Origin of the sequence: Paenibacillus agaridevorans (genome assembly GCF_018604145.1) — a bacterium.
Lineage (GTDB): Bacteria > Bacillota > Bacilli > Paenibacillales > Paenibacillaceae > Pristimantibacillus > Pristimantibacillus agaridevorans.
The window spans coordinates 3,280,219-3,292,884 of the sequence record NZ_CP075889.1 but is presented as its reverse complement, the minus strand read 5'-3'; the positions used below and the strand labels follow the sequence as shown (position 1 = coordinate 3,292,884).

Below are 12,666 nucleotides of genomic sequence, written 5' to 3'. Positions count from 1 at the left end.
AGACACAATCTTCTTTTTGGGTGTCATTCCAATGTGAGATCGGGAGGGAAATCATGAAAAGCAACAGACTGCCATTCATGCTGGTTGCAAGTGTTGCGTTGCTGCTAGCAAGCTTTATCGTTTTTGAAAGCGTAGACAAGGTATTGGCTAACTCCACGGTAAACATCACGTTAAAAAACAACACAAAAGCTTTTGAAGGCACGACGCTCGGCATGGGAGGAACGGTTATGCCCTTTGGCTATCATTCTTCCTGGAAGGTTAAAGATTTTAACGATGACGACTTGGCGGTTTTGATGACGCAATTTAAAAAAACAGGCTCCACGGTTGCTAGGTTATGGTTAGACGGAGCTTGGTGGGAGCCGACAAATGACAACGCGGATCCCGATGTCATGCTGGATTCCGGATTTACATGGAACAGCATCGAAATGAACTCGCTGTATAAATATCTTCAAGCCTTTAAAGATATGAACGTGGATGTGTTTGTAGATGTAATGGTCGACGATCCCAGAGTCATGTATCCATGGCTTACTGCCGAATACGCGTCGAACACCGGACCTAATACAGGCATGATCCCCGAATATGCGGAGCATATCGCCGCTATGGTCAAACATCTCGTTGTGACCAAAGGGTTTACGAACGTCAAATACGTTTCCTTCTCAGGGGAGCCGAACAACTTCTTTCTGACTCCGCCAGGCGTCAGCAAGCTGACGAGCTATAAAGATTCCATGACCGCGGTGCGGAGCAGGCTGCAAAGTGAAAATCTGCTGCAATACGTCAAGCTGATTGGTCCCGAGATCGGTTATAGCGACCATGATACAGCCTCCTGGCTGGACGATCTGTCAACGAATATCTCCGCCAGTCTCGACGCTTATACCATACACTCCGGACAAACAAAAGCGGAGGCTACGGATGGCTCCTATGTCAGCTTGATCAAAAGCTTTATCGATATTATCAAAACCAATGACCCCAACGGGGCTGATAAACCGATTATGATTACCGATTATACCCCAACCGGCACCATTCGCAGAGCGGAGGATGGACTAAATTCCGTTGCGTTGATCGCTAATGGATTAAGAGCAGGTGTCAGCGAATTCGGCCGATGGTCGTTTGCGGATGATATTTGGACATGGCCTGCCGGCTCCAACCAAACGTCTACCAGCTTTGGAGATTACGGCTTCGGCATCATAGGCAGCAAGCAGGAGAACTTTACGCCAAGACCCAATTACAAGGCGACGGCACTGGCGTACAAGCTCATTCCCAAAGGTTCGACTGCGTATCAGGCGACTACTTCAAATGAAGCGGTTATCCCCGCCATCATTAAAACAGCGGAGGGCAAACACACCATTATCGTGGTGAACTGGTCGAATAACGACGCGGATGTAAGCTTTACGTTGGAGAACTCCATTCATACAACGTTTAGAAAATACAAGTTCGAGTCGGCTTCTATTAATCTAGTCGATAAGTTTGGCGAAATCCCGGCAAGCTTCGGGACCAAGTCGATAAGCGGAACCGCATTTACGGATACGATTCCGGCAAATACGATTTATTATTATTCGGACATTCCGGATCAAACGGCTCCTGCGCAGGTAACGGGTTTACATGTAACAGCGCCGGACTTTCACAAGGCGAACTTAACGTGGACAGCGGGGGCGGAGGCGGACTTGTCCTACTATAGAGTCTATCGGAGCGAAACGAGCGCGTTTACACCTGCCCAAGCAAACAAGGTAGGAGAGATTTGGATAAAGCCGGGCGGAGTTCCTTCCTTCCATGATCGCGCAGTGGAACAAGGCAAAACGTATTATTATAAAGTTTCGGCTGTAGATAGTTCGGAAAATGAAGGAACCGCTTCGGCGTATGCCTCCGTCCAAGTCGGGGCCGAAGCGTATTCGGATACGCTAAGCGTCATCGACTCGACGGATTATGACTATTACGAGATTGACTCCGACTTTGCGAATGGGTACAAGGCCAGAGTATACAAGAAAGCGGGTGTTATTGGATTTCTGCAGGATAAACAAGGCTACAACAGGCAAAATTTAGGCTTGGATTTCTATTCGACGCCAATGGTGCTCGAATATAATGGCAGCGCCTTTACCGATAAGGTGCAAAATGGCGGAGCGGAAAGCGGAACGACCGCGCCGGATAATTGGAATACTTGGAATAACGCGAATGGCTCGTTTACATGGGATGCCAGCGTCAAACACAGCGGAAACCGCTCCCTCAAAATAACGAACGCCAATCAATCCGCAAATTCAACCTGGTATCAGCAGACTACCGACTTTATTCCGGGCAAACATTACGAGGTTTCGTACTGGATCAAAACGGATCAAGTAGACGGGCCCAACGGCGCCGGTCGGGGTGCTTATCTCAACATTCAGTTTTTGGACGCCAACGGTGTTTCTCTCGGAGCAAGGGGCGGCGCGGACGCCTATTCTAATGTAGGCACGCAGGATTGGACGTATTTTGTATCCGATGTAACGGTTCCTATCGGAACGGCCACGGTTCAAATTGGCGCCAACTTCTATGAAAATAGCGGCACTGTATGGTTTGACGACATTCGATTCGAGGAGCAGCCGGATGTGTCCATCGTGGGGCAGCACGGGATGTTCTATGAGGCGGATTCCGTAACCTACTCGGATATTAGCTCCACGCACAAGCGGATCGTGACGGTCGTAGGCGATGAAACCTTGTATTATGACTTCTATGCAGACAGAATCGAGATAAAGGTTCAAGGCCCGAACGCCGGAGGTTATTTAATAGAGGACGGGGGAATCGTTCCGCGCAATGTCACTTCGGCGTATTGGTCGGACGGCAGCGAAGATGCGATGAGCAATACGTTTCCAGGCGCCTTCGTAACGAAAAATGCAACCAGCCTAAGCTTATATCAGCCTCCGTCTTCCCAAATGATCAGGTATGAGTTTGGTTCCGCCAAATCGGTAACGCTCAAAAACGGGGGCAGGTTCAGAGGTTATTATCCAAGGTTCCAGATCAACAGCAATGAAGTATTTACGATGAAATTCCCTAGAAAGACGGATAATCCAAATGGCGGCGCCGAGAGCGGCACGACTTCGCCAGACCATTGGACGACATGGAATCAGTCATCGAGCGGTACGTTTGCATGGGATTCCGGCACGCGTCATTGGGGAAACAAATCGTTAAAGATTACAAACGCAACAACGGATCATTCCGCATGGATTGCTCAGATGAACGTTCCAGGGAGCCTGACAAAGACGCTGCAATTGTCGGCGTGGATCAAGACGTTGTCCGTTGCCGGAACGCAGGGCGCCTTTCTATCGGTAGAGGCCAAGGATTCGGCGCATAATGTGCTTGCAACCTATCGCATTCCATTCGTAACGGGCACGAATGACTGGAACAAATATCAGCTCAGCTTTAACCCGCCCGAAGGAACGGCGTATCTCTTTATTGTCGGCAATTTGTATTCGGCTTCCGGCACCGCATGGTTTGACGACTTCGAATTGTCCGTGGCGGATACGGGCATTTCCAATGCGGGGATGGAAATCGGTACCGGAGGTCCAACGGGTTGGTCCAGCTGGACTTCCTCCGGCACGCCGTTTGTATGGGACAATTCGACCTCTTATAAAGGGAAGAAGTCTCTAAAAATCACGAATAACGCCAATCAATACTCGGCATGGCTTACATCCAGAAGCAACCTGCAGGTCAGCAAGGAATACGAGTTTGGGGGCTGGATCAAAACTTCGAACGTTTCCGCGGGCGCTATGGGAGCGCAGCTGCAAGCGATTGCTATGGATTCCAATGGCAAATGGCTGCAAGCCGATGTTAGCGCGACTGTGCTGCATGGAACAAACGATTGGACCTATGTAAGGGGCAAGATCACTTTGCCTCCGCTAACAGCCAGCGTTCAATTGCAAGCGCAGTTGTGGGGGGTTAACGGCACGGCATGGTTTGATGATCTATTTATCAGACTAGTCGACAAATCCTAATATTCGTTATAATCAAAGGCAGAGATATCCGATCTTTGCCTTTGTTATAATGACTTTGCATTCATGACATGCGATGTAGGGGGAGTGGTCTTATCCAGTGGTTTCAGCGCGCTAAACAACTTACTATTTTCCCTAAAATCGTCCTTACTTTTATCATCGTTGTCTGTCCTCTATATGTGATGAGCCTGATGATCAATCAATCGGCGGCACGGAATATGCGCAGTGAGATTATGAGCTCCATGGAGTCCAATATCGACTTCTATCTCCGCTCGTTTGAATCCGAAATGAATCGAATCGAAACGCTTAAACGCGAATATTTGTTTGACGATGATTTTCAGAAAATAAGCAGCATGTCCCACCTAATGCCGGTTCATGATCGAACCACGGCTTTTCTTCGCATTGAAAAAAAACTGGAGCTGCTAAAAAATTCTAATCTGTATGTCAAAGAAGCTAGCGTGAACGTTCCGCTTATCGGAAAAGTGATATATTCGAATCGATACGATGAGCATGCCATGCCGCCAGAGACGGTTCGAGCGCTGTCGCATAACAAGGAGTCTCCCTTTATTTATTGGGACGAACGTCTTTTTATTAGCGGCGCTTATCCGGAAAGCAATTACGGAGATCGTCTTCCCGTGTTTCTTATCGCGGTAGAGCTGTCGAAGGAACAAATCAAGGATTCGCTGAGCCGAATAACGGGAGTCGCGGGGGGCGGAGCCATTCTACTCGGGCACGAAAACGCATGGATGCTGAACGGGGAATCGCAGCCGGAATTATTGAAAGCGATTTCGGAGGAATCGCATTCCTTTGTATTCGACGTTCAAGGTCGCGGACAAGGCCGCGTAAAGGTCGAAGGCACTTCTTATTTGCTTACGTATGAAAAATCATCGGAGCTCGATATGTCGCTGCTGCTCTACTATCCCGAGAGTCAGCTTCTGCAGCCCCTGACCCAATATACCGTCTGGATGTGGCTGTTATCCCTATTTTCGATTACGGTCATTATCGGATTTTCGTATTGGATCTTTCGCAATATCCATCGTCCTCTTCGCCATTTAGTGCGGGCGCTGCGCAGAGTCGAGAAGGGGGATCTTGGCGTTCAAGTGCGCCACCCCAACAAGGATGAATTTAATTATGTCTACCAGCAATTCAATGCGATGGTTGATCGGCTCGGCATTCTCATTCATGAAGTGTACGAAGGTCAAATACGAAACCAACGCGCCGAATTAAAGCAGCTGCAGTCTCAAATCAATCCCCATTTTCTATACAACAGCTTTTATGCTTTATATCGATTGGCCAAGGCGGAGGATCTGGACAAGGTTGTAAAAATTACGCAGCACTTAAGCAAGTACTATCATTTTCTGACTCGGACCGGAATGGATGAAGTGCCTCTGGAAGTAGAAATGATGCATGCCAAATCCTATGTCGAAATTCAAATGGTTCGCTTTGGAGATTTGGTCAAAGTCAGTTGGAGCGAAATTCCTAGTATGTGCCGGGATATCCTCGTTCCCCGAATGACTCTTCAGCCGCTTATCGAAAACGCGTTTCAATACGGATTGGAGGAGCTGAGAAGCGACGCTCAACTGAAAATCGATTTTGCCCGGCATGCCGATCGGTTATCCATTACGATCGAAGACAATGGCGACAGATTATCGGATCAGAAGCTTCAGGAACTGAACGGTTTAATGATGGCGAAGCAGGTGACGGAGACAACGGGAGTGATCAATGTGCATAGCCGGCTGCGACTCAAGTTCGGGTTACCAGCGGGTCTTCGCGTATCGAGAAGCGGTATGGGCGGCATGAAGGTTGAGCTTATTATTCCGTTGCAGAGAGAAGGTTGAGATATGTATCGGCTTCTAGTCGTAGATAACGAACGCCATGTGGTGGACGGATTATTTGAGCTTTTTACGAATGAAACCCGTTTGAATGTAGAGGTATACCGGGCTTATCACCCCGAAGAGGCATTGAATTGGCTGGGACGTACCAAAATGGATATTGTGCTGTCCGATATACGAATGCCGGGAATGGACGGCTTGCAGTTGCAGAAGCTAATCGTCAAGCAATGGCCGTTATGCAAAGTTATATTTTTGACCGGCTATAGCGATTTTGACTATATCCAGGACGCGATGAGGCATGGCGCATGTCAATATTTGCTTAAGACGGAAGGCGACGAGGTATTGCTGGAGGTCGTTGAACAAACCATCGCCGCCATCGAGAAGGAACTGCAAATGGACAGTATGGTCAACAAAGCGAAGCAACAATTAAAGCAGGCTTTGCCCATGCTGCAGAGGGACTATTTATTGGATATCCTCGAAGGGAACATGGCGGTGTCATCGGCGCTGCCGGAGCAATTTAACAATCTGGAGATGCCGCTAGACAGCCACAATCGTGTTCTTGCGATGATCGGACGAGTGGATGAATGGAATCATCACTACAGCAGCTACGACCGGGCTCCTTTGTTGTTCGCGATTCAAAATATTGTGGAGGAATGTCTGTCTCCTTCTTGTCGCGTTGTTACTTTGGTGTATGAGAGAGCCAAGTTTATTTGGTTAATCCAGCCTTCTTCCGCGCTGCAAAATACGGCGAAGCCCGTATCGGAGGAGGAATGGAAACTTACCGTGCGCTTTATACATGGAACGTTGGAGTTTGTGCAGAGAACCTGCAAAAGCTTGTTGAAATTATCCATTTCCATCACTGTCGCGGGTAAAGCGGTAGAGTGGCCACAAGCCGGCCAAAAGTTCGAGCAATTAAAGCTTCTCTCCAGCCATGGACTCGGGATGGGAACGGAATTGTTATTATTTGAGCCCGAGCAGGAAAACCAGGCGGCGCTCCAGAGTGATCAATGGGAGTACCAAAGCAGGATGGGAGCCAAACGAATAGAGCTGCTTGCCGAATATTTGGAAAATGGGCAGAGGTATCAGTTTTTCATCGAATATCCCAAAATGGTGAATGCCGCGCAAATCCACTCGAAGGCGCCGGAATCATTTAAACAGGAAATCAAATATTCCTTTTCGTTAATGTTTATTCGTTACTTGAACAAATGGAATCTGTGGAATGAGCTGGGGCAAAAGATTGACCTCAATCGTTTGACGCACATGGGTCATCATGAAACCTGGAATGAAACATCCGATTATTATGTAGAGCTTGCGGAACACATTTTTAACCAGAAGCGGGCGGGGCATGAACAGCAGGAAAAAGACGTCGTAAAGCAAATCCAGCGGTATGTTCAGGCTAATATTGCGGGAGATCTATCCTTGACCAGAATCGGCGAAGTGGTGGGACACAGCTCCGCGTATGTTTCGCGATTATACAAAAATAATACCGGCATGAATATCTCCGATTACATTAATGAGCTTAAAATCAATAAAGCTAAAGAGATGCTGGTAGAGTCGCCATTTAAGATTCAGGACATCTCGAAGTTGCTTGGATTCGATAATGACCGGTATTTTTACCGTTATTTCAAGAAAGCGACGACAATGACGCCCCAAGAATACAGAGACCGGGTGTCGGCGTCCCCACGACAATGAAAGTGAGTGGAAAGTAGAATCTTTAGAGTCGATGGAAGACTCTATTTTTTTTTATGATAAGTACAGGAAGGAAACTTCTGAAATTAAACCATTGGGGGAGAACACATGAAGGCTCGTAAAATCACTGTAGTCGTTATGATGGCCGTACTAACGTTTTCGATGTTGTTGTCTGCTTGCAGCACCAACAACGCGACCAATCCGGGCGCAAGTCAAAGTCCTGAATCTTCTGCTGCAACAGAACCAACTCCGGCCGATGATTCCGGGAAACCGGCGGATCCGCTTGGCAAATATGAAACGCCTATCGAGCTTACAGCGGTTCGCAATTACAATCAAGGCACCAAGTTTATAGCCGGAGACAACGAAAACGACAATACATGGACAAGAGCTTACGAGGAAGAGCTTGGCATCAAGCTCAAGTATGACTGGGTTACGACAGGCACTTCGGATCAGTATAATCAGAAGCTGAATCTATCCATCTCTTCCGGCGATTTGCCGGATACGTTTTCTGTAGACGCCAAAACGTTGAAGCAGCTAGTGGAAGCGGATCAGCTTGAAGACTTGACTGACGCGTTCAACCAATACGCTTCTCCTCTTCTAAAAGAAGCGATTGCGGAATATGGCGACAGCGGCCTCGGGTCTTCTACGGTTAACGGCAAGCTAATGGCGCTGCCTGTAACGGGAAGCGGGGATTATTCGGGCAGCGAGGTGTTATGGGTTCGCAAGGACTGGCTGGACAAACTTGGCCTGCCTGAACCGAAAACGTGGGATGATGTTTTGGCTGTAGCGAAAGCCTTTACCGAACAAGATCCTGACGGCAATCAAAAGAAAGACACATACGGAATTCCGATAAGCAAGGATATTAACGGTTATCCCGATCTGCAAGGCTTCTTTAACGCTTATCAAGGCAATCCTTCCAATGTAGCCTGGAAGCAGTACATGTGGATCAAAGACCCGGCCGGCGACGGCTTGGCTTACGGCAGTATTCAACCGGAAGTAAAGACGGCTTTGACTAAGCTGCAGGAGCTGTACAAAGCGGGCATCGTCGATCCGGAATTCGGCGTTAAGGATACGGCGAAAGCGCTGGAAGGCATAACGGGCGGCAAAGCGGGGCTATACTTCGGCTACGGTTGGGCGATGAACTGGCCGCTCGGAGAAGCCGTGCAGAAGGATCCGACCGCGAATTGGGTAGCCTATCCGATCCCAACGGCAAACGGAGAGCCGCTGAAGCTGTCGTATTACTTCCCGCTTAGCCAATGGTTTGTCGTCAAGAAAGGTTACGCCAATCCGGAAGCGGTTATTAAGATGGCTAATCTGTACTTGGAGAAGCTGGCTCCTCAGAAGGTGACAGTCGAAAGCAATTATAAATACGGCAAATCGCAGGACGGCATTGAAATCATCAATACCGCCTTGATCACCTCCGCATTTGTTACGGCAAATATGAACGCAGCCGCCGAGGTTCGATCGGCTGTGCTGGCAAAGGATCCGTCCCAATTAAAAGCGGAGCAGAAAGTGACCTACGATGAAATCTTGAACTACATGGAGACGCAGGATCCGAAGTATTGGGTTCAGTACTCCTTTATGAAAACAATGGAAGTGGTTGATGGCTATATTGCCGGCGATAATTATCGCGATTCCCTGTATGGAGGTCCTCCGACCCAAACGATGGTAGAGAAGCAGGCTATTTTAGATAAGTTGGAGCTGGAAACATTCACCAAAATTATTATGGGAGCCGTATCTCCCGACGAGTTCGACAAGTTTGTTTCCCAGTGGAAACAGCTTGGCGGCGACCAGATTACAGCTGAAGTTAACGAGTGGTACGCGTCGACGAAATAACCTGTACAGGAGAAAGGAAGGAATAGAGCAGTTGTTTATTCTGCTCTATTCCCTCTCGACAATAGAAGAGTTTCGACAGGAGAGATGTCATGTTTTCCGGAAAGCTTTATAGGGAACTGCCATTATATCTCATGCTCATTCCAGGCTTGATTATCATTTTAATTTATAGCTATCTGCCCATGATCGGGATCGGGATCGCCTTTCAACGTTTTATCCCCGCCAAAGGATTTTTTGATTCCGAATGGATTGGCATGAGTAACTTTGCGTATATCGTTCAATTGCCGGACACGTTCCCGGTATTATGGAATACCGTCATTATCGCCGTTCTGAAAATGATAGCAGGGTTAATCGTCCCGCTTGTCGTATCGTTGCTATTGAACGAGGTGAGTAAAAGCGCGTTTAAGCGAGGCGTGCAAACGCTCATCTATTTGCCTCACTTTCTCTCATGGGTCATTCTGGGAGGCATTCTCGTTGATCTGTTATCCCCATCGGAGGGATTGGTAAATCAAGTCGTTAAGGCGTTAGGCGGAGAAGCGGTTTTTTTCCTTGCCGACAATCGCTGGTTTCGTTTCATCATCATCCTATCCGATGTTTGGAAGGAATTCGGATTTAGTACGATCGTTTATTTCGCCGCGTTGACAAGCATTAATCCAACCTTGTACGAAGCGGCGGCGATTGACGGCGCCTCACGCTGGAGGCAGACGTGGAATGTGACGCTTCCGGGCATTTCGCCGATCATTATTTTATTGGCGACGTTAAGTCTGGGCAATGTTCTGAATGCGGGTTTTGATCAAATCTTTAATTTATACAGTCCCATTGTGTATGAAACCGGAGATGTGCTGGATACGATGATTTACCGGATGGGATTAGTAGATGCCCAATACGGTTTAGCTACGGCTATGGGTTTGTTCAAGTCAGTGGTTTCCTTCATTTTGATCACAATCTCCTATTGGCTCGCCTATCGGTTCGCCAATTACCGGATCTTTTGACGAGAGGGGGATAGATGATGAAGGATCAGCGCACGTTAGGTCGCACGCTATTTGTTATATCGAATTATATCTTCTTGGCATTGCTGTCGTTGTTATGCGTTCTTCCTTTGGTTCATGTATTGGCCGTTTCATTTAGCTCCAGCGCTGCCGCGACCGCCGGACAGGTCAATCTTTGGCCTGTGGATTTTACCTTTAAGTCGTATCAGTTCGTCGCTCAAAATCCCGCGTTTCTGGAGGCTTTTGTTGTTACGCTGAAGCGGGTTGGATTAGGGGCTTCCTTACAACTGCTAATGGTTCTGCTGACAGCTTATCCGTTATCCAAGGAAACCAAATCGTTTCGGGGAAGGACATGGATGGTCTGGATATTTGTATTCACCATGCTGTTCAACGGCGGGCTTATTCCGACTTATATGATCATCAACTATACGAATTTGCTGAACACGATCTGGTCTCTTGTTATTCCAGGAGCTGTGCCCGTCTTTAGCGTCATTCTTATGATTAATTTTTTCCGGGGGTTGCCCAAAGAGCTGGAGGAAGCTTCATTTATAGACGGGGCGAGTCATTGGACGGCATTATGGCGCATTTATGCACCGTTGTCGCTGCCTGGACTCGCGACGATCACGCTGCTTTCGGTTGTCGGCCATTGGAATTCCTGGTTTGACGGCTTGATCTATATGAACAGCCGAGATCAATATCCGCTTTCCAGTTATTTGCAAACCATTATAATTCAACGGGATTTAAGCAGCGTGACGCTGCAAGAGATGCAAGAGCTTAGCGAGGTATCCGACAGAACGATGAAAGCGGCGCAAATTTTTCTGGGCGCACTCCCTATCTTGATTTTGTACCCGTTTCTGCAGAAATATTTTGTTAAGGGCATTGTGCTTGGAAGCGTAAAGGAATAAGGAAACCCGATAGGGGCGAAACGGGATAAGGATATGACCATGGGAAAAAACGGGGTTTTCCAATTGGAATACCCGCATTCGTATAGTGTGCGTCAAAGGGATGATAACGGGTATGCGGACATTCCCGTCAAGCTGATGGTTTCGCAAGAGGAGATGCGGCAGTTGTCGATTCAATGCCGCTTGCGTCCTCTAGAGTATAAAGAGTCGGATAACGGGTATAGCATTCTTTTACAAGTTGATGGAAATAGTTGCGAGGGCGTCTTTCAAGGAGTATTAGCGGGAGATTACAGTTTGGAAGTGATTGCATATAGCGCCGGCGGGGAAGCTGTATATCGGAATCGGATAAACGGTATCGGCGTCGGAGATGTGTATCTTCTCGCGGGACAATCCAATATGGAAGGCGTAGGCAAGCTCATAGGGACGGAACGCCCTTCGCAATGGGTAAGATGCTTCTATTTGGATGATCAATGGGGAATAGCGAAGGATCCATTGTGCTGGTTTAACGAAGCGTCGGATCCCGTTCATTGGAGAGTCCCGGAGAATCGGAAGGAAGAGGCGGCGAGGAACGAGAGATTGTTTAGAGAGTTTGGCGCGGGTCTTGGAATAAGCTTCGGCAAGGTGATGAAGGAATATTCAAAGGTTCCTATAGGACTGCTGATGTGCGCTCATGGGGGAACGGATATGGAGCAGTGGGATTCGGTCGGGCTGGCTGATGGAGGTCGGTCGTTGTACGGCTCCATGCTTGGAAGAATAAATGCGGTTGGAGGAAAGGTCAAAGCTTGTTTATGGTACCAAGGCGAATCCGACGCCGCGGATCGGGATAAGGCGGCGGTGTATAAACAACGATTTATTGCATTTATAGAAGCGTTAAGGCGTGATTCGGGACAACCGGAGTTGCCCATCCTTTATGCTCAATTAAACACTTGGTTGGGGGAAGGTGATGTTTTCCCGGCATGGAACGGCATTCAACTGGATCAACTCCATCTTGAAGGCGACCTGCCGCATGTCGCGCTCGTATCGACGATCGATCTATCCTTGTCCGACGCCATTCATCTGAGCACGCCTGCGTTAAAGGAGCTTGGCAAACGTTTTGCGCTGCTGGCCAGAAGGTTTTGCTTCCAGGATGCCGCTTGTGAAAAAGGCCCTCGAGTGCGGCGCTGCTCTTTTGCGGATAGGGCAAGAACGGAGCTTCGGATCGAGTTTGAGCATGTCAACGGAGGTTTGCGGCCGAGCAAGGAAATACGCGGGTTCCGAGTCGAGCATGGAGGGGCGGCTCTTCCCGTAATGGAGTGCCGATTGGATCAATCAAATGCTAATACCGTTATCGTAAAACTGAAGGAGAGCGCGCCTGCCGGAGTGGAGTTATGGTACGGCAAAGGTTTTAATCCTGTATGCAATCTTCGGGACGGAGCTGATTTAGCGGTTCCCGTATTCCGTCATTCCATTTAAATATGAATCGCGC

7 protein-coding genes are annotated in these 12,666 nt (G+C 48.3%); all 7 read left to right on the top strand.

Features of this window, described 5'->3' with window-relative positions; genetic code table 11:
• The first annotated feature begins 53 nt into the window (after positions 1-53).
• Positions 54-3,959 (top strand): carbohydrate binding domain-containing protein, encoded by a 3,906-nt coding sequence (locus KJW29_RS14055; RefSeq protein WP_214630236.1) that lies wholly within the window; start codon positions 54-56, stop codon positions 3,957-3,959.
• Positions 3,960-4,147: 188 nt separating this feature from the next.
• Entirely contained in the window at positions 4,148-5,794 is a 1,647-nt protein-coding gene (locus KJW29_RS14050; RefSeq protein ID WP_214630235.1) for a sensor histidine kinase, read from the top strand.
• Positions 5,795-5,797: 3 nt separating this feature from the next.
• Positions 5,798-7,480: a response regulator transcription factor gene (locus KJW29_RS14045; RefSeq protein WP_214630234.1), complete on the top strand. Its 1,683-nt coding sequence runs from the start codon at positions 5,798-5,800 to the stop codon at positions 7,478-7,480.
• Between the two features lie 105 nt (positions 7,481-7,585).
• Positions 7,586-9,313 carry an extracellular solute-binding protein gene (locus tag KJW29_RS14040; protein ID WP_214630233.1) on the top strand — a complete coding sequence of 576 codons (1,728 nt, stop codon included), beginning with the start codon at positions 7,586-7,588 and terminating at the stop codon, positions 9,311-9,313.
• An 89-nt stretch (positions 9,314-9,402) separates the two neighbouring features.
• On the top strand, positions 9,403-10,302 hold the full coding sequence (locus KJW29_RS14035; RefSeq protein WP_187100976.1) for an ABC transporter permease: 900 nt from the start codon (positions 9,403-9,405) through the stop codon (positions 10,300-10,302).
• A 17-nt stretch (positions 10,303-10,319) separates the two neighbouring features.
• Positions 10,320-11,204 carry a carbohydrate ABC transporter permease gene (locus KJW29_RS14030; protein WP_214631134.1) on the top strand — a complete coding sequence of 295 codons (885 nt, stop codon included), beginning with the start codon at positions 10,320-10,322 and terminating at the stop codon, positions 11,202-11,204.
• A 39-nt stretch (positions 11,205-11,243) separates the two neighbouring features.
• A complete protein-coding gene (locus KJW29_RS14025; protein WP_214630232.1) occupies positions 11,244-12,653 on the top strand; it encodes a sialate O-acetylesterase in 1,410 nt (469 codons plus the stop codon).
• The last annotated feature ends 13 nt before the right edge of the window (positions 12,654-12,666 follow it).